Genomic DNA, 19729 nt, shown 5'->3' on the forward strand with positions numbered 1-19729 from the left:
CGGCGGGATTTTATTGCCAAGATGATGAATGATTACCGCGCCAGACAAAGCCTAGGTTCATGAGCGAAGAGCAAGACCAGATAGTCGCACCGCAAGATCGAAAGTTGGACGGCATCGAACTTCTCGTTGAGGCGCCGCCTGCGATGAAGCGCGAGCTGGAAGAACGTTGCCGGTGGGTGCACTACCAGCCCAACCAGGTCATCGTCGACCGCGACGACGAATCCACCGAGGTGTTTTTTATCGTCAAGGGCAGCGTCAAGGTCATGGACTTTCTCGCCAACGACCAGGAAATCGCTTTGGCGGAGCTTGGTAGCGGCAGCAGTTTCGGTGAAATGTCCGCCATCGACGCATCCAGGCGTTCAGCGCGCGTCACGGCGGTTGAAGAAACCACCCTGGCGGCCTTGCCCAGCAAGGATTTTCGCCGCCTACTGATCGATTGCCCCGGCATCGCGATGATGTTGCTCAAGCGATTTGCTGGGTTGATCCGTACCTTGAACAACCGCGTGACGTCGTTGAGCACCTTGAGCCCTCATCAACGCGTCTATTACGAGTTGCTGCGGATGTCCGAACCCAATGCCCAGGGGGATGGCACGTGGATGATCCATTTCCTGCCCAAGCATGAAGAAATCGCCAGTTGGAGCGGCACCTCGCGCGAAGACGTGGCCATGGCCATCGGCCATCTGGCGCGCGAAGGCATTGTCGGGCGCAAGCACAAATCCTTGGTCATCAAGGACCACGGCCGCTTGCAAATGTTGCTCAATTTATAACGCTTCCCGCGCCGCGCAGTTGTGAGGCGTCTGCCGAAATGCAAAACCGCTTATCCCGCGCCCTAATCTCGGGGCCGTATTCCAAGGCTCTCGCTGGGTTGCGCGCGCGTCCCACGTTGCTGTTCATTTGCGTCGCGTTGCTGATCCCCAACGCGGTGTTTTTAGCCGCCATCGCCGTGGGTATCGGCACGCCGCAACGGTTCGCCGCCATCGTCGCCTATCTGGTTGTAGGGCTATTGGCACGTAATGTGCCGCCGCCCGTTGTCGTCGGGACTTATTTGACGGTGCTGATCTACGATCTCGCCAGCACCGTTGCGCTGTTGTTCGGCCTGTCGTTCGTGGAAATGTTCGCAGTGCTGAAATTCGCCCTCGAGGTGAAGCTGTTCGCCTCAATAATGTATGTGGCGATCGGCTTGGGCATCGCGTTCAGCGCCGTCGCCGCGCTGAAGATGTTGGTGCGCGAACGGGCGGTCTTGCGCCGTGCGCGCCTGATGCCGCCGGTGTTGGCGGCATTCGCCTTGATCGTCCTGGATGTATCGGTCAACAGCTTGCCGCATTATCACTTCGCCAGCGCCTTTGCCGCGGGCCAGCCGTTCGAATCCGGGCTTCGTTCGTCCGGTCTTGAAGCCAAATTGGACCGGGGGCAGGGGCGGCGCACTGTTATGGTGGTGATGGTCGAAGGTTTGGGTGTGTTTGAAGATCCCGTACGACAAAGGATCGTCGATGGCCCGCTTCAAACCCCAGCAGTACGTGCGCGCTATGACGTGCGCAGCGGCCAAACGGCGTATTTCGGTTCGACCACGGCGGCGGAAATGCGAGAGTTGTGCGCCAGCAGAAGTCCGTATCAAAGTGTCATGAACGGCCCTCAGTCTGCATGCCTGCCGGCGAATCTGAAGGCACAAGGTTATCGCACCGTGGCCGTGCACGGATTTTCGGCAACCATGTTCGAGCGCGAAAGATGGTATCCGAACATCGGATTTGAACAGAGCCTGTTCGCCCGTGATTTTGCCGCATCGGGCATCGCCCAGTGTGGGGCCGTGTTCAAAGGTGCGTGCGATTCGGCGTTGGTCGGGCGGCTGCAAGACGTCATCGAGACGTCGCACGAGCCGCTGTTTCTCTATTGGTTGACGCTTAACACCCACATTCCCATTGCGCCGGGTGAGCATAGCGCGCGTGTCGATTGTCAATCCGGCGGCGCGTTCGGCGATGTCGAGGTTTGCGACATGGCGGGCATGTGGGTCGATCTGTTGAGCGGGGTGGCGCAGTTGGCGATGAGCGAGGCTGACATGGATATCTTGATCGTTGGCGATCATGCACCGCCACTGTGGTCGCGCACGCAGCGTGCACAGTTCAAACCCGGCGTCGTGCCATGGGTATTGTTGTCGCCCAAGGGGCCAACATCATAAAATACGATTTTATGCGTGTGTGATGAGCGTCATACGGGGGAACTCAAAAAGCACCTAGGCTGAATGAGCCAATCCAGTGGAGGAGACAAAGAAAACGAAAGCAATCCGATGCGAAAAACCCCTAAACCCTGCAATTAATATGGTTAATGATGGGACGCCTTCCACGCATGCCCCAGCATGTAGACCGGGCCTTCGTTTAGCTAATATTAACGGCTTGGTTTATAAGGGGAATTGGATACGGAAGCTTGACTTCCCGGTTTCGTTGGGCCAATCTTAGTTCACTTGATTGGAGTGTCCGGTCTTTTTTTTTTGGCCTTGAGCAAGACGTAGGAGTTGTGACAATGGCTAAGTTTTCTAAGCTTATGACCCGTTTTACGCGTGATGAAAATGGCGCGACCGCTATCGAATATGGTCTGATCGCCGCGTTGATCGCCGTGGTCATCATCGGTGCGCTGACCCTCTTGGGCACCACCCTGGAGACGAAGTTCAACGAAGTAAGCAATAGCTTGAACAACTAAGGCTTACGGAAGCGCATCGCGCTTGCGAATGGAACCGCCTTCAGCCGATCGGTTGAGGGCGGTTCTTTTTTTCTCTATTTGTTATGTCGGACGGGATGTGGGATCTACTATCATTCCGTCTATTGATCTGAATTCATTGAATTATTTTAAAGCAAAGACAGGGGCGTCATCGTGACGGTTTTGCATTCGGCATTGATGGTGAGCTACATCGCATTGGTGCTTTATGGCGCATGGTCCGACGCGCGTTCGCTGCGTATTCCCAATTCGGTGTCGCTGGCGTTGTTGGCGACGTTCGTGCCCACAGCACTGGTCGCCGGTCTGCCGCTGGAAAGCATTGCGTGGCATTTGGTATGCGGTGTGGCGGTGTTGGTGGTGGGCATCGTTTTGTTCGCATTTGGCCTGTTCGGTGGCGGTGATGCCAAATTGTTGGCTGGATGCGCACTTTGGGTCGGTTGGCCAGAGGTGACCTGGCTGGTCGGTGCAGTGATTTTGGTCGGTGGAGCGTTGTCCATCTTGGTGATTTTGCTGCGTAAAGGCTTGGGACTGTGGCCGGACTGGCTGGTGAACGCCGCCAAGGGGCTGTTCGAGCCCGGTAAGGCGGTGCCGTACGGTATCGCCATTTCGGCGGGCGCGTTGCTGATGCTTCCGCGCATGGACGTGTTGCCTCCTGCGTGGCCCGACATCTTCGCCTTTATCGTGGGGTAGAGGATGGGCAGGCTCATCAGTGGCGACTGGCTGACGATTGAGCGTTTGCGCGTCTATAGCTGGATCCTGATCGTTTTGTGGTCGGTCGCCTTCGCCGCCTTGATCCTCACCGCCGATGGTAATCTCGATGTTTTTGGCCGCCCTTTGGGCACCGATTTCGCCAACACTTGGTCTTCGGGTCTGCAAGCCTTGGCTGGCGAGCACTTGGCGGTCTATGACTTAGATGCCCAGCGCGCCGCGCAGCATGCGGCCTTTGCCACCGCCGAGATTTCGCAGTTCGACTGGCACTATCCGTGGCTCTATCCGCCGACGTTTTTGCTCATCGCGACGCCGTTGGCGCTGTTGCCGTACGGGGGGGCTTTGTTTGTGTGGTTGGCGTTGACGCTACCGATGTACGTGGTGGCAATCAGGGCCATCGTGGCGCAGCGTTTGGCGGTTCTGGCGGCGCTGGCGTTTCCCGCCGTGGCGATCAATATCGGCCACGGCCAAAACGCCTTTCTCAGCGCCGGTCTCCTGGGTGCCGGGTTGGTGTGGTTGGACCGCCGTCCTGTGCTGTCGGGCATCACCTTTGGTCTGCTGTCCTACAAACCGCAATTCGGTTTGTTGATCCCGTTGGTCTTGATCGCCACCGCGCGGTGGAAAGTGTTCGTTTGTGCGGCGGTGACTGTGGTGGCGATGATCGGCGTATCCGCCTTGGCGTTCGGCGTCGAGATGTGGCCGGCGTTTTTCGCCCACACCAGCTTCACCCGCGCAGTGGTGCTGGAAAGTGGTGCCATGGCGTGGGAACAAAAGCAAAGTCTGTTCGCCGCCGTGCGCGCGGTGGGCGGCGGCGTGTCGTTGGCATATGCGTTTCAGGCGGTTTTAGGCGTCGGTGTCGCGGCGGTCACCGTATGGCTGTGGCGCTTACAGGTCGACTTTTCGCTCAAGGCCGCCGGTTTGGTTACCGCCACCTTGCTGGTGACGCCGTATATGGTCGATTACGACTTTGTGATTTTGGGGTTGGCCCTGGCGTGGTTGGCGGGCTTGGGACTGCAGCAGGGGTTTTTGCCGGGGGAAAAAAGCGCCTTGGCGGTTGCCTGGGCGGTGCCGTTGGTGGCGCGGCCGTTTGCGCTGCTCACCCATGTGCCGCTGGGCCTGATCGCCATGGCGGTGGTGTTCGCCCTGATCGTGCGCCGCGCGCTTTATGAGCGTAGCGCTAGTTTACATGCCTGAAATGCGGATCGCCGCCGGGCCGATCACGACCATGAACAAAGGCGGTAGGAAGAACAAGATCATCGGCACAGTCAGCTTGGCGGGCAGCGACGCGCCTTTCTTTTCCGCGGCCGACATGCGTTCTTCACGTCGTTCTTGGGACAGCACCTTCAACGCTTGGCCGACCGGGGTACCGTACTTTTCCGACTGCACCAAGGTGGTGGCGAGGGACTTGATCGCGGGCAGGCCGGTGCGGTCGGCGAAGTTGGCATAGGCCTTGTGGCGGTTGCCTAAATACGCCAGTTCCGCTGAGGTGAGGCCGAATTCCTGGGCCAGGGCGGGGGACTTGTCACCGATTTCGTTGGTCACGCGATCGAATGCGGCCTCAACCGACAAGCCGCCTTCCACGCAAATGACCATTAAATCGAGCGCGTCGGCGAAGCCTTTATTCAGTTCGACCTGACGTTTTTGCGCGGCATTGGTGACGAAAATCTTCGGCAGATAAAAGCCCACCGCCGCAGCGCCAGCCATCATCAATGCCTTGACCGGCAAGGGGTAGGGAAAGTCTTTCCAGGCCGAAATGATCACCACGGCGACGATGAACATACCGATCGCCAGAGCGAAGCGCATGAAGGTGAACATGACCAAGGCGTTTTGATTGCGATAGCCGGCCTGCGCCAGACTTTCCTTGAGCTCTTTCGACGACAAGGCCTCGTCAAGCTTCAAGGCATGGAGCACTTTTTTCATCAAATCGGTGCGGCTTTGGGCCTTGCGCTGACGGATGGACGAGCCTTTGCTTGCCAAGCCTTCCATCTGTTGGCGAGACAACTCTTGGCGTCGGTTGGCAACCATCTTGACGCGTTTAGACGAACCGTCGGTGAAGATGAACGGCAGGGCCAGCGCCACCACAGTGATGATGGCGGCCAACGACGCCATCCACACGATCAGGGTAGGAGTTGGGATACCGAACATGCTTCAAACCTCGAAGTTGATCATTTGCGACATCACGAAAATGCCGATGCCCATCATGCCGAGGCCGATGAACACCAAGTGAATGCCGTCGGTAAACAGGGTCGCCACATAGGCCGGATTGACCAACGACAGCATGCCGAGCACGAAAAATGGCAAGCTGGCGATGATGCCGGCGGATGCTTTGGCTTCAGAGCTCAGGGCCTTGATCTTGTCCTTGATGCGCTTGCGGCTGCGCAGCACTTCCGACAGATTTTCCAAGGTGTCGGCCAAATTGCCGCCGGTCTGCTTTTGGATCTGCAAGACGATGGCGAAGAACTTGAATTCCGCCGTGGGGATGCGTTTGAGCGCGCGCGACATTATGTCTTCCAACGTCATGCCGAGGCGCTGGCCTTCGACCACCATGGTGAATTCTTCGCCCACCGGGCCCTCGAATTCGCGGGCGATGACGTTTAGGCATTCCCCCACCGGCAGGCCCGAGCGGATACCGCGGGTGATGACGTCGATGGCTTCGGCGAAATGCTTGGTAAATTCGTTTTGACGACGTTGCGCCATGCGCCCAAGGACGAATTTCGGCAAACCCGCCCCGGCGATGATGCCCGCTGCGGGGATCGCCAGCGGCGGCGCATTGACCACAATCGCACCCACCACGCCGGCGATGCCCAACGCGATGCAAATCAACACCAGGACTTTGACTTCGATTTGCAAACCGGCCTGGAGCAAGGCTGCTGCGATTTTGTCGCCGATGCCCTCTTTTTTCTGGGTTTCGCCGACACCCTTGAGCTTGTCTTGAATACGTTTTTGACGACGGCTTTCGGCCTTGGCCGAAACGCTGCCGCTGCTGGCGATGGAGCCAATAGAATCGATGCGCTTTTTCAGCCGCATTTTCGGTTTCATGGCGAGGGAAGCCATCGCGCCGATCATCAGCATGAGGAATATGCCAATGGCGCCGACGATCACCAGCAGAACGGGAAGGTCGATGTTGTTCATGACCGGTCCATCCCTTAGTTCATCGTGAACTGCATGGCGTCGGCGAGCTTCGCTTCGAGCCCATAGTAACGGGCTTTATCCCAAAACGAAGGACGCATGCCCGTGAACTTATGCCGCCCGACCAACTTGCCGTTGGCGTCTTCACCCTCGATCTCGTAGACGCAGATGTCTTGCAGCGTGACGACATCGCCTTCCATGCCGACCACTTCTGTCAGATGGGTGATTTTGCGCGAACCGTCGCGCAAGCGGGCGGCCTGAACGATGATGTGCACTGCGCCGGAGATCTGTTCGCGCATGGCTTTCGACGGCAGGTTATAGCCGCCCATCATGATCATGTTTTCGATACGGCTGATGGCTTCGCGCGGGTTGTTGGCGTGAACCGTGCCCATGGAGCCGTCGTGGCCGGTGTTCATCGCTTGCAGCAAGTCAAAGGCCTCGGGCCCACGAACTTCGCCGACGATGATGCGTTCAGGGCGCATGCGCAGGCAGTTCTTAACCAGATCGCGCATGGAAATTTCGCCTTTGCCTTCCAAGTTGGGGGGGCGGGTTTCCAGGCGCACCACGTGCGGCTGTTGCAGTTGCAGTTCGGCCGAATCCTCGCACGTGATGATGCGTTCGGCGCTGTCGATGTGGCCGGTCATACAGTTGAGCAAGGTGGTTTTGCCCGAACCCGTGCCGCCGGAAATCAGGGTGTTCAAGCGGATCGCCGAAATGACTTCGAGCACCGTTTTCAGTTCCGGCGTGATAGAGCCGAACTTGAGCAGGTCTTCCAGCGTCAGCTTGTCCTTCTTGAACTTACGAATGGTCAGCGCGGTGCCGTCGATCGCCAGTGGCGGGGCAATGACGTTGACACGCGAACCGTCGGCCAAACGGGCGTCGCAAATGGGGCTGGCTTCGTCGACGCGACGGCCCACGGCGGACACGATGCGTTGGCAGATGTTCATCAACTGCGCCTGATCGCGGAATTTAACGTCCGTCATCTCCATCTTGCCGTTGACTTCGATGTAGGTGACGTTGGGACCGTTGACCATCAAGTCGGCGATGTCGTCGCGCACCAGCAACGGCTCCAGGGGGCCGAGGCCGAGAATGTCGTTGCAGATGTCCTGAATGACGGTTTGCTGCTCTTGGATGGACAGCACCAATCCCCGCATGGAGATGATTTCGCTGACCATGTCGTTGATTTCTTCGCGGACCTGCTCAGGTGTCAGAGAGCTCAATTCACCGAGGTCGACGGCTTCCATCAGGTCATTGAAGACGTTGACTTTTACTTCGTCCAGCTTTTGCTTCGCCTCGGCGCTGAGCGGCGCGTTCGACTTGGCCGTGGGGTCCGGCTGAGGGGCGGGCTTGGCTGCAGGCTTTGGGGCGGGCTTGGCTGCGGCGGCTGGTTTGTCCGCCTTTGGCGGTTCCGCGGCCGGGGCTGCAGGGGCCGGAGAAGCAGGCGGTGTGGTGGGTGTGGTCTTGGCTGCACCGCCGCCAAAAGGCTTCGGTGGTGTTGATCCTGGTCCTGCTGTTCCGCGTCGTCCAAACATATCCGTTGTAAATATCCGCTTTGTCGTGAGCCTCAGAGCGAGGCGAAGATATTATTTTAAGCCCATTAGGCTCATTTCTTGAAGAGAGAACCCAAAAGTCCGCCACCGCTTTTTTTCGTCAATTTGCTGAGGCTCTCTTTGCCGCTGACCATCTTCGCCAAGGTTTCGACCTCTTGGGTCGCCTTTGATTTCGGTGCAACCTTGCGCAGCATCTCGCCGTTGTTCATGGCGCCGGCGAAAGCGTCTGAATCGAACGGGATGCTCAAGGACGGTTTGGTGCCGAGCACTTCCTTGAACTCTTTCTCGGTCAGCTCGCCTTTTCTAAGCTCACCGACCTTGTTCAACACGAGGCGGGTGGGGGCTTCCATGCCGCGATTGGGCGAAAGGAACTCGAACACGTTCTTGCCGTCACGCAGATTGTACAGATCCGGTGCGCCAACGATGACGGTGTCGTCGGCGTCGACGACGACGTCTTGCACCCAGGCGTTCCACATATGCGGCACGTCGAGGATCACATAGCTGGCCATCTGCTTGACGATGTTGAGCACCGCTTCAAGCGCATTGGGGGTGATTTCGATGCCGCTGTTCAGGTTGCCCGGCGCGCACAGCAACGAAACGTTCTTGCCGCCCGTTTCCAGGTAGCGCATCAGCATCGTTTCGTCCAAGGAACCCGCTTGCGCAATGGCGTCAGCGATGGTTTGCGACGGTTGCAGGTTGTAGCTCAGCGCCGCGGTGCCGTAGGGAATGTCCAGGTCGACGATGATGACGTCTTCGTCGTAGAGCCGCGCCAGTTCAGACGCGACGTTGTGCGCCAGCACCGAGCTGCCGACTCCGCCGCGCAAGCCGGCAAAGGCGATGGTGCGGCTTTTGGCGTTGAGGGTTTTATCGGCGAAGGCGTCGACGATGGCGGTTTTCAATTCTTCGGCCGTGACCGTTTCCAGGAAGTACTGGCTGATGCCTTGGTCGATCAGGGTTTTGAACAGGTTGATGTCGTTTTCCGCGCCGATGATGATGACCTTGGTGCCGGGTTGGCATACCTCGGCCAAGGCGTTCAACTCGTTGAACAGCTCTTCGTCCATGGCGGTGGTTTCGACCACCAGCAGTTCCGGCGTGGAACGTTGCGACAGGTAATCGAGCGCCGCAGCCATGCCGCCTTCTTGCACGGCGACGGTTGAACGCAAAAACAGCCGGTCCTCGTTCAGGGCGCTGACCGCGTCGCGCACGGCATCCGTCAACACGAATGCGCCAATGTTGATTCTGAGAATCAAGAGGACCTCCCTAAGTCATGTTCTTTGCGGCCGTGGTTGCGGCTGAAAATATTCATCGTCATTGACCCGTAATCGCAGCACCGCTGCCATCCAAAAGGCGTGTTTTCGGCGCACCGGATTGATGGGTAAATATATCAGCGTCGGTACGGCTAGCGCTGCCCCCAGCGGTAGGTTTCGCTTGTATGAAGTCGCCTGGATCGGCAACCATTTTGCTGGTGTTGCGTTGTATCGAGCAGCCGAAATTGCTGTGCGGTTTGTTGTCCCATATGAGCGACGGCGAACTGCTCCAATCGCCGCATTCGGGCGATATGGCTTTGTTAGCGGTGAAACTCAGAAGGGCGTTGGGTGCTTTCACGGTTGCTGCCGGAGCAAGGAAAATCTCGTTGTCGCGCAAACCGAGACTCAGCAGCACATCGCGCGCCACCGTCGGCTGGACCGTTTCGACCGTCACTGCCGTGCGGCCGCGTTGCACATAATCGCGCAAAAAGCGTTTGAAGCGGGAAGCATCAGCGGGGCTGAGTTCCGTGCCGCTTTGTGGCAGGGCGATGGAAATCGACACCTGCTCATTGGTGACTTGTACCTTGTGGTTTTGGCGGAAATCGTGACCTTCAGGCTTGGGTTGGTCTGCGCAACCGGAAAGGGCGGCGGCGACAAAACCGGCAAGCACGAGACGGCTGATAGGGGATGTAAAAAAGTTGCTCATGACCACTTACTCCATGATGTAGCCGTAAGGGCCAGCCAGTGGGGTGGCGTAGGGCGGAAGCTCGGTCTTGGCGTACTGCTTGTGCAGATGACCAAGTAGATAAAGATCTAAATCGCTCGAGGAGATAAAACCATCTGTAGGCATAGAGAGACGTGCGTCATGGCCGACCGGTTCGGCTAAATAAGCGGTCACAGTAATGATCAATTCAGTCTCTTCGTTTTTGAACGCCTCACTACGGAATAGCGCGCCGAGGATGGGAATGTCTTTTAGGCCCGGAACTCCATCAATTGTATTGCTGGCATCGTTTTGAATCAGTCCGGAAATCATCATCGAGCCACCAGATGGTAAATCAATGATCGTTTCTGTGCGTTTTACCGTTAAGCCATCGAAACCACCCACAGCTACGGAAGCATCTCGGTCTGAAATTTCAGTGGCGAGGTGCAGGCTAATCTGTCCGTTGCTCATTACGGTTGGGGTAAAGTTCAGGCGCACGCCATAGGGCTGCTGTTCATACGTCACGGTGCCATTATTGTCGATGGCAGTGGGCATCGGGAATGAACCGCCCGCGAGGAACGAAGCGGTTTCACCGGAAATAGCTGTCAACGTCGGTTCAGCCAAGGTTTTTGCATAGCCATTTTGTTCCAGAGCACGATAAGTTATGCTTCCAAAACCTGTAACTGCGGGCAAAATTGAGCCCGTAGCGAAGGCTGTGACATCTGTAGGAATTGGTGATGTACCTTGGATGCTTCCAGACCCATGCCCTAAGTCGAATGAATAATTAGTGTTGATGCCAAGGTACTTGGTCGCAGAGCGCTTCATTTCCGAAACGCGCACCTGCATGATCACTTGGCGGCTGCCGAGAATTTCCAGGTTGTTGACGATGTCCAGGTTGTCGGGCACGAAGCGTCGCGCGATGTTGACCGCTTGCGCAGACGTTCCGGCATCGCGCACGAAGCCCTTGAGGAACACGCCGTTGCGCTGCGATGAAATTACGATCTTTTCATCGCCCATGACTTCTTTGAGTGCAGCCTGGATGCCCGATACATCGACATCGACTTGAACATCGCCTTGGAACAGGATGTTGCCGTCGATGTCTTCGAAAATCACCGAAGTCGACCCCACCGCGCGGGCCAGGATGTAGACGTGGGTTCGCGCACCATCCTGGGGAAGGATGATGTCGGCGACGTCGGGATTGGCAACCACCACGTTACGCACTTCGCCGGGCAAACGCACCGACACAACTTTGCTCAGCGGTACACGCACCAGTTCGGCGTCTTCGCTCATCAGCCACTCGGCCTTGGTGCGCGCTGCGATCGGTTCTTGGCTAACGGCGACCGTTGGCAGCGGTTCGCTAATGGTCGCGTTTCGTCCGGGAACCTGTTGCGCCATGGTGGAAGACGCAAAGACGCACAGCACACTGGAGGCGATGAGAAATTTGGTCATGCTCGCTGTCATTGGATAATGTCCCCTGCGTCACTGGGTAGGGCCACGGCTTGCGCAGGCGTGCCGGCGCCGCGGTAAATGGTGATGTCGCGTTTGGCTTTGGGCTTTGGCGCGGCCCTGGGCTGGGGAGCCGGAGCGGGCTTCACCTCGGGTGCTGGGGACTTTGCAACCGGGATTGGTTTTCCGCCGCCGTCCGCCATTTCGTCCGCGGTAGCGCCGAGATTCCCGTCAAGGCGGGGGTCGGTGCCCGACATGAAGGATTTGAAGCTGCTCAGCAGCGGGCTGACTTCAACGTCGGTGGTGAAGCTGGTGACATGTTCCGTTTCGCCGGTTTCGGCCGAGCGCAGCACCAGATAAAGAGTACCCATGACCTTGGCGGTGTTGAGTTTTTCCGCTTGCTTGGGTGTCACTTCCAACAACACCGTTTTGCCCAGCACGGCACCGCCCTGGAATTCGCTAACGTTTTGGTCGATGGCCAGGACACGCAGGTTTTCCATGATGGTTTCACTGGTGTATTCCAGCGCGACGAAGTCGTCGCTGGTCGAACCGGTGCGTTCCATCGCGCGGCGCAGCAGGTTGTGGGTCAGCATGACGTCGACGTTGTCGCCGGGCAGGATGAAACCACCGGATGCGCTGTCGGCGCTGGCTTTGACCGCTATGGCGCGCATCCCCGGGCGCAAGGAACCGCGCATGAAGCCCGCGTTGTCGGCCTTGTAGAGTTTCACCATGGTGATCGGATCGCCCTTGCTGATGGCGCGCCGCGTGACATGCTTGTCCTTGATGATTTCGCTCATCGGGTTGCTGTCGCGGGTTTTGACCAGATAGGCTTCCTGCACGGCGTCTTCCGGCCACGGCACCCATTGGGTGTTGCTGTCGTTGACCACGGTCCCCGTGGGCAAGTCGGCCTTGGCGACCAAGACCTGAGTGGTTGGCGCTTTCGGCGCCTTCGAAGCGATCTCGGCCTCTTGCGAGGACAAATAGGTATTGAGGAGGTAGGCCGTTCCACCCGCCAAGATAATTGCGGCGAACACGAGGCCGATGATGACTATTCTCATGACGTAACCTGGTCCTCGCAATTAGAGGCGACGTGGCAAACACCGACCGAACGCGCAAGACCGCGCACATTCGAAGCCGGACGTTCCCAATATGGACTTACCTGTGAAGCGTACAAATAGACCCCCTCATGATCAGCACCACCGCCTGTGTAAGCCAAGCTGCTGTTTTGATGAGCGCAAACGCCAAAAGTTCTTTTTCTTTCAGAGTATAACACCGCGAACACCCACACAACTGCAACTTCCTGGTCAGACCATTTTCAAGACAACGTTCAAACACCGGTTTATGATCCCAGGGCATCGTAAAATTGCCGTTAAAGTCATATCATATACCCATCGGGACGGAGCAAGAAACTGTGACAACGTACAAAGGTATTCGCACCACGGAAGTGATCAGCGTCACTGTTGACGACGTTCCGCTGCAGCCGCGCCTGGATCTGCGCGCACTGTCCAGCGACGGATATGAGTGGGGCTATGTCGGAAGCGGGCCGTATCAATTGGCTTTGGATATCCTCGCTCATGAGGTCGGGGACCGCCGTGCCCTGGGCAATTATCGGTCGTTTTGCGAAAACACCATCGCGCGGTTGAGGACCGATGTGTGGGTGTTGGAAGGTGACCAGATCGAGATGTCGCTGCAAGGCGTGGTGGAGGTCAATATGACCCTTGAAGAGTTGCTCAATAAGGTGAGAGGTGTTTAGAAAAATATAAAAATATTAATAATAATCAGATAATTGCATCGATTAATTTATCTAAAAATTTAACTTAAATTCTGTGACGCCTATCACTGAAACATGTCTCTCAACGCGCTATTTTGATCTCAACGTTAAAGCAGCCGTCGCCATCCCTGATCGTTCTTGGGCGATGTGCATTTGAGAAAAGGTCGCGTGTCATGAACACCTTTATGGCCATCTGGGCAATGTGGGCACATTTGTTTTCGCCGCTTCCTTACGGCGATCCTTATATCGCGTCTTTCGGCGCAGTGACGCTTTCGATCATGTTCGCCAAGACCTTGAAGTCGGCCCTGAGGCATATGTGAGCCGCGTTCGCCCCCAGCCAAATCTTCACTCTGCGTGTCGGGGGCGATCATGGTCCGGACAGCAAAACGCGATAGATGCGAAAGGCGTCATCCAAACCGTCCGCCAAGGACACTTTTTCGAGCCACCTGGGCGCGCTTTGGGTAACGATTTTGCGCACCAGGGTGTCGCCTTCGACCTTCAAAACGTGTTTTTCCTCTGCCGAATCGACGCACAACACCACATAATCGACGTTACGCCGCGTCATGATGGCGTGGGCTTCGGCTTCATCGGTTGTGGTCAACGCGGTGTAGGCATCAAGAATGCCGTCGGTGTTGCGATGGTAGGGGGTGCCGATCACCCGGTGACCGCTGAGATAGGTGCGATAGAGAATCTCCGGCCCTTGATGGATATGGCTGAGCAGCACCAAAGGCCTGCCGCCGCTGAACGCTTCGCTGTTCAGCACCGGGGCGAGATCGCGCCATTTACAGGCCTTGGGCTCGTCTTTCACGTCATCCGGGGCGGCCAGCGAAATCGCGGCGCTGAGCGCCAAGTGCGCGACCACCAAACCGATCACCGCCGGAACCCGCAAGATCGGCGTGCCGGGGGCGGGGCCGACCAACGGTCCGCCGCGCCAGTCCACCAGACGTTGGAACAACGCCGCCCAGGCGATGCTCACGGTGACGCCGAAATAAGCCCCCCAACGCAGTTGGAACATACTCAGCGGCAGATACAAAAGCCCAGCCACCACCAAAATCAGCATGGTTTCATCGAACGGTGTGCCGGTGCGGCGCTCGCGTTGGCGCAGCACCGCCCACACCGCCAGCCATATCACGGGGCTGAGCACCTGCGCCGCACCGACGGCGGATTGCCAATCGGCGCCTATCAACGGCTGAAGTTCTTGGATCTTGCCCAGCCACATGGCGTCCAGGCGCGGGTCCATCGCCGCGCCAAACGGGCCTTTGAAAAAATCGGGAAACAGCGCCGCCATCAATATACCTGCGCCCAACGCGGCCAGGGCTGCGTGGGCGATGCGGTTGGTCCATCCCAGACCTACGCGGCGACGCCACATGAATTCTATACCCAGCGCGATCAGGGCGAACAGCACCACCTGAACGCTGCTCAGGCGGTCGTACTCTTCGCTGCCGAGCCATTCTCCAGGCGGGCGCTCGACGGCCAGCATCGCCGCCAGCGCCAGTGCACCGGCGACGGCGAAGCGGCGCAAACCTTGCAGCCAGCGTACATCGCCGGTGATCAGCCAAGCCAAGCCCAATGCGGCGAGGGCGAACAGCTCGGTGGTCAGCGATTCGACGCTCACCCACATGCCGAACGCCACCGCCACGCCGGCCCACGCAGGGGCATTGCGGCGCGTATCGGGATCGAAGGCGTAACGCAGCAGCAACGCCAGCACCATGCAAAACGCCAGCAAAATCAGGGCATGATGATCCGGTCGTGCGGCCAGGAAGTAAGCCCGCGTGATGGGCTGGAAGGCGAACAACACCAGCAACATGGCTTGTCCACGCAGGTCCAGAAGATCGCGGGTGCCGCGCATCAATACCCACATCGACACCATTGCCATCACCGGGCTGACGATCACACCGGCGTAAAACAAAGCCTTGTGGAGGCCGATGAACGGCCACATCGGAGCAGCCAGTGTAACCAGCGCCACATCGAGCGGCCGGGTCCAGTGCAAAACTTCGCCGTCCGGCCAGTTGGAGCGCGCGGACACGGTGTCGTACCACGAGCCGCCCGACGACATGGCTTGCAGCCAGTCCCACACCCGCACCATGCGCATGTAAGAATCTGGGCCGACAAACCATTCCCCCATCAGCGGATCGACGTCGCTGCCGACGTAAACGCGCAGCGCAATGATCGCCAAAGCGAACAGACCCGTACCGCCGAGAACCAGCCGGGTCGTGGTTTTGGAGAAGGTCGGGGCGGGAATCGATGTGTGCATGTGGTGAGCATGGCCGAAAATAAGGCTCACTTGAAGCCGGATTTGGTTGCGTCGAGACAGGACGACTATAGACTTAAGCTCAAAGCTGAAAAATCAGCAGGGAAGGGCCCACTACATACTTTTGTGAAACGACCGACGTAAGGGGCGCCCGAGACGTGAAAAAAGACTATTTGGAATTGACCCGCTTGATCGAGCGCTTGCATCGGCGCTTCTTGGATGTACTGCGTGCCGAGTTGGGGCGCATGGGGGTGAAGGAACTGAACGCGGTTCAGGCGCTGCTGCTGTCGAATATCGGCAGCGAGGAAATCGCCATCCGCGATTTGATCGAACGGGGCTACTATCAGGGCTCCAACGTGTCCTACAACATCAAAAAGCTCACCGACATGGGCTATTTGGAACAAGAACGTTCTCAGCACGATCGCCGTTCCGTCACGGTGCGGCTGACCGCCAAAGCTCTGGAGGTTGTGGAAAACGTGCGCAAATTGGAAGACGCCAACGCCGACGCGGTAGAAAAGTCGGGGTTGCAATCGGAAGACATGATCCAGGCCGGGGAATGTCTGCGGAAAATCGAGCGCACATGGGCCGATTACATTCGTTATGGCGGAGATTGAGGACTGACGGCGTCGCCGGTCGCCGATTCAATAAATTCATCAGCAAAAATAAATAACTAGAAACTTGAACGCGATGAGCTCTCGCACAATCTGTTTAACAGAATGCGGGAGATATTCGCATTTGGACAAAACTGTAAAATCTCTGATATTGTCGTATGATAGATGAGAGCGGATTTTTTTATTTGTGGCGGGACCGTTAGGGACGGGTATGAGTAACGGCAAGCTCAACAAAATTCTCTATGTCGAAGATGATCTCGACATTCAAGTCGTGGCTCAAATGGCCCTGGAAACGGTTGGCGGTTTGACACTTTCAGTGTGCAGTTCTGGCCAGGAGGCCATTGACAAAGCTGCCGATTTCGAACCGGATATTATATTGCTCGACGTCATGATGCCGGACATGGATGGGCCGACGACGCTGGCCAACTTGCGCACCATCGAACACCTACAGAGCACGCCTGCGGTGTTTATGACCGCCAAGGTGATGCCGTCGGATGTTGAGCGCTACAAACAGCTCGGGGCGGTTGATGTTATCTCAAAACCGTTCGATCCGATGACGCTGGCTGCCCGCATCCAGACGATCTGGAGCGAATGCCATGGCTAATGAACCTGCGACCATGGAAGAAAAACTCGCCGAACTGCGGGCCCAATACGCTTTGAAAATTGCCGACCGCGTCGATGAATTACAGGTTCATGTTGATGATTTGAAACGCACTGAGGACAACGCGCACAATGATCGCCTCAAGAAGTTGCGCGATGGCGCGCATAAGCTGGCGGGATCGGGGGCGACGTTCGGCTTTCCCGGTGTGACGCACTATGCGCGCAAGATTGAACAGATGTGTGTGAAGACGTTGGAACAGGGGCTTCCGGTTTCTGTTGAACTGATCGCAAAGTTAAACGTTTTGTGCGAACAACTGCGTCAATCGGCCCAGGAAGACGAGCAACAGGATGTGGATCCAAAACCTGCGTCCTATCGCCCGGAAATTCCCGATTTACACAACAGCTCGCGTCAAAAAGTTTTGTTCATCATGGAGTACGACGGTCCTACCGCGATGCAGATACTGCTCGAGATGGACCACTTCGGTTTCGATGCGCGGATTATCGATCACCCGGCAAAACTGCTTGACGATTTGCGCAGCAACGGCGCCGTCGATGTGATCGTGACCGGGCTGGCCTTCGACGGCGATGACGAGGCGGCGCTCAAGGTGCTGGCCGAGCTGCGCCAACAAGCCGATTACAAAGCGACGCCTGTCGTTGTGCACACCACCGTGGACACCATGTCGGCAAGACTTGGTGCGGTTCGTGTGGGGGTTAAGGCTTACTTGATCAAGCCCATCGACATGGCGGATCTCGTCGATATTTTGGACCACGTCACCATGCGCCACGAGGACGAGCCGTTTCGCGTGTTGGTCGTCGACGACGATGAAAGCCTGGCGACACATACCGAGTTGGTGTTGCAAGGCGCAGGCATGGACGCGCAAAAGACCACCGACCCGCAAAAAATTTTCGAGATTTTGGATGATTTTTCGCCAGAGTTGATTTTGCTGGACCTTTATATGCCCGGCTGTGACGGTCAAGATATCGCAGCCGTCATTCGTCAACGCGAAGAGTATGCGGGCATTCCGATCGTGTTTTTGTCCGGTGAAGCCGATAAAACCAAGCAGTTGTCGGCGATGGAGATGGGCGGCGACGATTTCCTCACCAAGCCGATCAAGGCCTCGCATTTGATATCGTCGGTGCGCATTCGCGCCGGACGATTTCGCCAATTGCGCTCGTTCATGGTGCGCGACAGCATGACGGGCCTATTCAATCACACCACCACCAAACAGATGCTGGACACCGAAATCGCCCGCGTTCGGCGCAGCGGTGCGGAATTGGCGTTGGCGTCGCTCGACATCGATCATTTCAAAAACGTCAACGATACTTATGGCCATGCGGTGGGCGATCGGGTGATCAAGTCCTTGGCCCGCATGCTGCGTCAGCGTCTGCGCAGTGCGGACGTGATCGGCCGCATGGGTGGCGAGGAATTCGCGGCGATCTTGCCTGAAAGCGGCCTAGAAGAGGCAGCGCGCGTTTTCGATCAAATCCGCAAGGCGTTTTCAGAGATCGTTTTTCATACGGATGGCACGCAGTTCAACGTCACCATCAGTTGCGGTGTTGCCTCGTTTGCGGACCATAACACCGCCACGTCGCTGTCGGATGCGGCGGATAAGGCGCTTTATGCCGCGAAGCACGGCGGGCGCAATCAGGTTGTGAAAGCCGACTAAGCCAAAATCGGAATCAGTGCACGCGCCTCGCCCAAGTTGGTGGCGGGGGTGACGGTGAAGGTGTCGTCTGCGACAGCCAGAGCGGCCTCGCGTTCTCCCTCTTTGGTGCCGTGGCCGGTCAGCACGTGAACCGCGCCGCTTAGTCCGGCATTCTTGCCCGCCATGACGTCGAGCGAACGGTCGCCGACAATCCATGATTTTTGCAAATCGACGCCCAAGATGTCTTTGGCAAGCAGCAGCATGCCGGGATTGGGTTTGCGCGCCGGGTGGTCGTCATGGATGTAAACGCTTTTGGCTTTGGCGTGAAAGGGGCACGCGAACACGCCGTCCACACGCGCGCCGTCTTGCGCCAAGTCGCTCAAAATCCGTTCCTGCACGGCGACGAAGTCGTCCCAGCCGAAGTAGCCGTAACCCACACCGGCTTGGTTGGTCACCAAAATCACCGGAATGTTACGGTCGTTGGCCGTCTTGATGGTTTTCGCGGCGTTTGGCGTCAGCTGCACATCTTCGACATTGTGCAGGTAATGGGCTTCTTCGACTACAACGCCGTCGCGGTCGAGAAACAGCGCCGGGCGGTTCTCGGTCGCGGCGCGGGCGCTCAACGCCTGGGTCCACACGCCGTCGGTGAACTGTGCGCCAATGGGAAAGGCTTTGGGTTCGGGATAGGTGGTCATGCGTTGTCTTCGTCGTCCGTGATTGCGTCTTGGGCGGTGATCAGCGAGCCGGTGGCAAAGCGACCGGGATCGATGGCGAGGCGGGTGATGGCTTCGGATAGCCGGTTGGCGTCGATGTTGCGCTCGGTGCAAAGGCCCAGAATGCGCACCCCCTGGGCCAGGTCCTGGCTAAGGCCTTCGACGATGGTTTTCAACACCGCACCGGATGCGCTGGCGCAGATGTCGTCGGACACGGTTTTTGCCGGGGCGTCGATGACCAATACGATCAGGCCGCGGCCTTCGTCGGTCATGTGGCCGATCATTTCGCGCACCATGTTGAGCGGCGCGAACACCGCCGCTTCCCAACTTTTGCGCCAGGCTTCGTCTTCGATGTCTTCCAGTGCGCCGCTGGGCAGGTTGCCGGTGCAGTTGATGTAGATTTCCGCGTCGGCGCAGGCCATGGCGATGGCTTCGGCATCGACCGAGATGGCAAGGTTGCCGGTGTGGGCTTCGGCGTTGACGCCGAAATCGCTGCGAATGTCGCTGGCGGCTTGTTCGATGGGCATGAACTTCTGACCGACCATATGCAAGCTGCATCCGGTCTGGGCCAAGGCGCGAGCCGCCATCAAGCCGATCCCGCCTGCCGCACCGGTGACCAGGGCGGTTTTATTTGAGAGGGGACCGCGCATG

Annotated in this window: 20 protein-coding genes; 10 read left to right on the top strand and 10 right to left on the bottom strand. The window is 57.7% G+C overall.

Annotation, left to right across the window (positions count from 1 at the left end; all coding sequences use genetic code 11):
* The first annotated feature begins 59 nt into the window (after positions 1 to 59).
* The 5 genes from VIN96_RS07655 (at position 60) to VIN96_RS07675 (ending at position 4608) form a co-directional block, all read left to right on the top strand.
* A complete protein-coding gene (locus VIN96_RS07655; protein WP_331895151.1) occupies positions 60 to 767 on the top strand; it encodes a Crp/Fnr family transcriptional regulator in 708 nt (235 codons plus the stop codon).
* Positions 768 to 805: 38 nt separating this feature from the next.
* Positions 806 to 2173 carry a sulfatase-like hydrolase/transferase gene (locus VIN96_RS07660; protein ID WP_331895153.1) on the top strand — a complete coding sequence of 456 codons (1368 nt, stop codon included), beginning with the start codon at positions 806 to 808 and terminating at the stop codon, positions 2171 to 2173.
* Positions 2174 to 2514: 341 nt separating this feature from the next.
* Positions 2515 to 2691, top strand: a complete 177-nt coding sequence (locus tag VIN96_RS07665) for a Flp family type IVb pilin (RefSeq protein WP_331895155.1) — start codon at positions 2515 to 2517, stop codon at positions 2689 to 2691.
* A gap of 171 nt (positions 2692 to 2862) precedes the next feature.
* Complete coding sequence (locus VIN96_RS07670) at positions 2863 to 3396, top strand: A24 family peptidase (RefSeq protein WP_331895157.1); 534 nt, start codon at positions 2863 to 2865, stop codon at positions 3394 to 3396.
* Between the two features lie 3 nt (positions 3397 to 3399).
* Positions 3400 to 4608 carry a glycosyltransferase family 87 protein gene (locus VIN96_RS07675; protein WP_331895158.1) on the top strand — a complete coding sequence of 403 codons (1209 nt, stop codon included), beginning with the start codon at positions 3400 to 3402 and terminating at the stop codon, positions 4606 to 4608.
* Here the strand turns inward: VIN96_RS07675 and VIN96_RS07680 are convergent.
* From VIN96_RS07680 to cpaB, 7 genes are all read right to left on the bottom strand, one after another.
* Complete coding sequence (locus tag VIN96_RS07680) at positions 4597 to 5559, bottom strand: type II secretion system F family protein (RefSeq protein ID WP_331895159.1); 963 nt, start codon at positions 5557 to 5559, stop codon at positions 4597 to 4599. The two genes, VIN96_RS07675 and VIN96_RS07680, sit on opposite strands and share 12 nt — an antisense overlap.
* A gap of 3 nt (positions 5560 to 5562) precedes the next feature.
* Complete coding sequence (locus VIN96_RS07685; protein ID WP_331895161.1) at positions 5563 to 6546, bottom strand: type II secretion system F family protein; 984 nt, start codon at positions 6544 to 6546, stop codon at positions 5563 to 5565.
* 14 nt (positions 6547 to 6560) lie between these two features.
* Positions 6561 to 8075: a CpaF family protein gene (locus VIN96_RS07690; RefSeq protein WP_331895163.1), complete on the bottom strand. Its 1515-nt coding sequence runs from the start codon at positions 8073 to 8075 to the stop codon at positions 6561 to 6563.
* 71 nt (positions 8076 to 8146) lie between these two features.
* Positions 8147 to 9343 carry an AAA family ATPase gene (locus VIN96_RS07695; RefSeq protein WP_331895165.1) on the bottom strand — a complete coding sequence of 399 codons (1197 nt, stop codon included), beginning with the start codon at positions 9341 to 9343 and terminating at the stop codon, positions 8147 to 8149.
* 58 nt (positions 9344 to 9401) lie between these two features.
* Positions 9402 to 10046: a CpaD family pilus assembly lipoprotein gene (locus VIN96_RS07700; protein ID WP_331895167.1), complete on the bottom strand. Its 645-nt coding sequence runs from the start codon at positions 10044 to 10046 to the stop codon at positions 9402 to 9404.
* Positions 10047 to 10052: 6 nt separating this feature from the next.
* Positions 10053 to 11489 carry a type II and III secretion system protein family protein gene (locus VIN96_RS07705; protein ID WP_331895168.1) on the bottom strand — a complete coding sequence of 479 codons (1437 nt, stop codon included), beginning with the start codon at positions 11487 to 11489 and terminating at the stop codon, positions 10053 to 10055.
* A gap of 8 nt (positions 11490 to 11497) precedes the next feature.
* The gene (cpaB, locus tag VIN96_RS07710; RefSeq protein WP_331895170.1) at positions 11498 to 12544 is read right to left on the bottom strand and encodes a Flp pilus assembly protein CpaB; all 1047 of its coding nucleotides are present in this window, start codon (positions 12542 to 12544) and stop codon (positions 11498 to 11500) included.
* A 353-nt stretch (positions 12545 to 12897) separates the two neighbouring features.
* On the opposite strand from cpaB, the gene VIN96_RS07715 reads away from it, so the two are divergent.
* Positions 12898 to 13239, top strand: a complete 342-nt coding sequence (locus VIN96_RS07715; protein ID WP_331895171.1) for a DUF6166 domain-containing protein — start codon at positions 12898 to 12900, stop codon at positions 13237 to 13239.
* A gap of 191 nt (positions 13240 to 13430) precedes the next feature.
* Positions 13431 to 13577 carry a hypothetical protein gene (locus VIN96_RS07720; RefSeq protein WP_331895172.1) on the top strand — a complete coding sequence of 49 codons (147 nt, stop codon included), beginning with the start codon at positions 13431 to 13433 and terminating at the stop codon, positions 13575 to 13577.
* 47 nt (positions 13578 to 13624) lie between these two features.
* Here the strand turns inward: VIN96_RS07720 and VIN96_RS07725 are convergent, their stop codons facing one another.
* A complete protein-coding gene (locus VIN96_RS07725; RefSeq protein ID WP_331895174.1) occupies positions 13625 to 15511 on the bottom strand; it encodes a hypothetical protein in 1887 nt (628 codons plus the stop codon).
* Positions 15512 to 15666: 155 nt separating this feature from the next.
* On the opposite strand from VIN96_RS07725, the gene VIN96_RS07730 reads away from it, so the two are divergent.
* The 3 genes from VIN96_RS07730 to VIN96_RS07740 all read left to right on the top strand — a co-directional run bounded on the left by VIN96_RS07730 (position 15667) and on the right by VIN96_RS07740 (position 18386).
* Complete coding sequence (locus VIN96_RS07730) at positions 15667 to 16122, top strand: MarR family transcriptional regulator (RefSeq protein WP_331895176.1); 456 nt, start codon at positions 15667 to 15669, stop codon at positions 16120 to 16122.
* A gap of 208 nt (positions 16123 to 16330) precedes the next feature.
* Entirely contained in the window at positions 16331 to 16723 is a 393-nt protein-coding gene (locus VIN96_RS07735) for a response regulator (protein ID WP_331895178.1), read from the top strand.
* Complete coding sequence (locus VIN96_RS07740) at positions 16716 to 18386, top strand: diguanylate cyclase (protein WP_331895180.1); 1671 nt, start codon at positions 16716 to 16718, stop codon at positions 18384 to 18386. The genes VIN96_RS07735 and VIN96_RS07740 overlap by 8 nt, the downstream gene beginning before the upstream one ends.
* Here the strand turns inward: VIN96_RS07740 and VIN96_RS07745 are convergent.
* Positions 18383 to 19060 (bottom strand): HAD family hydrolase, encoded by a 678-nt coding sequence (locus VIN96_RS07745; RefSeq protein ID WP_331895182.1) that lies wholly within the window; start codon positions 19058 to 19060, stop codon positions 18383 to 18385. The genes VIN96_RS07740 and VIN96_RS07745 overlap by 4 nt on opposite strands.
* Positions 19057 to 19728, bottom strand: coding sequence for an SDR family NAD(P)-dependent oxidoreductase (locus tag VIN96_RS07750; protein WP_331895184.1), 672 nt, complete (start codon positions 19726 to 19728; stop codon positions 19057 to 19059). Before VIN96_RS07750 ends, VIN96_RS07745 begins: the two co-directional genes overlap by 4 nt.
* Position 19729: the final 1 nt, after the last annotated feature.

Source organism: Magnetovibrio sp., assembly GCF_036568125.1.
Classification (GTDB): Bacteria; Pseudomonadota; Alphaproteobacteria; order Rhodospirillales; family Magnetovibrionaceae; genus Magnetovibrio.

Bases quoted from the DNA above. Each gene is read 5' to 3' on its own strand.
- VIN96_RS07655 (WP_331895151.1), top strand. From the start codon at position 60: ATGAGCGAAGAGCAAGACCAGATAGTCGCACCGCAAGATCGAAAGTTG.
- VIN96_RS07660 (WP_331895153.1), top strand. From the start codon at position 806: ATGCAAAACCGCTTATCCCGCGCCCTAATCTCGGGGCCGTATTCCAAG.
- VIN96_RS07665 (WP_331895155.1), top strand. From the start codon at position 2,515: ATGGCTAAGTTTTCTAAGCTTATGACCCGTTTTACGCGTGATGAAAAT.
- VIN96_RS07675 (WP_331895158.1), top strand. From the start codon at position 3,400: ATGGGCAGGCTCATCAGTGGCGACTGGCTGACGATTGAGCGTTTGCGC.
- VIN96_RS07680 (WP_331895159.1), bottom strand. From the start codon at position 5,559: ATGTTCGGTATCCCAACTCCTACCCTGATCGTGTGGATGGCGTCGTTG.
- VIN96_RS07685 (WP_331895161.1), bottom strand. From the start codon at position 6,546: ATGAACAACATCGACCTTCCCGTTCTGCTGGTGATCGTCGGCGCCATT.
- VIN96_RS07690 (WP_331895163.1), bottom strand. From the start codon at position 8,075: ATGTTTGGACGACGCGGAACAGCAGGACCAGGATCAACACCACCGAAG.
- VIN96_RS07700 (WP_331895167.1), bottom strand. From the start codon at position 10,046: ATGAGCAACTTTTTTACATCCCCTATCAGCCGTCTCGTGCTTGCCGGT.
- VIN96_RS07705 (WP_331895168.1), bottom strand. From the start codon at position 11,489: ATGACCAAATTTCTCATCGCCTCCAGTGTGCTGTGCGTCTTTGCGTCT.
- cpaB (WP_331895170.1), bottom strand. From the start codon at position 12,544: ATGAGAATAGTCATCATCGGCCTCGTGTTCGCCGCAATTATCTTGGCG.
- VIN96_RS07720 (WP_331895172.1), top strand. From the start codon at position 13,431: ATGAACACCTTTATGGCCATCTGGGCAATGTGGGCACATTTGTTTTCG.
- VIN96_RS07725 (WP_331895174.1), bottom strand. From the start codon at position 15,511: ATGCACACATCGATTCCCGCCCCGACCTTCTCCAAAACCACGACCCGG.
- VIN96_RS07735 (WP_331895178.1), top strand. From the start codon at position 16,331: ATGAGTAACGGCAAGCTCAACAAAATTCTCTATGTCGAAGATGATCTC.
- VIN96_RS07740 (WP_331895180.1), top strand. From the start codon at position 16,716: ATGGCTAATGAACCTGCGACCATGGAAGAAAAACTCGCCGAACTGCGG.
- VIN96_RS07745 (WP_331895182.1), bottom strand. From the start codon at position 19,060: ATGACCACCTATCCCGAACCCAAAGCCTTTCCCATTGGCGCACAGTTC.
- VIN96_RS07750 (WP_331895184.1), bottom strand. From the start codon at position 19,728: ATGCGCGGTCCCCTCTCAAATAAAACCGCCCTGGTCACCGGTGCGGCA.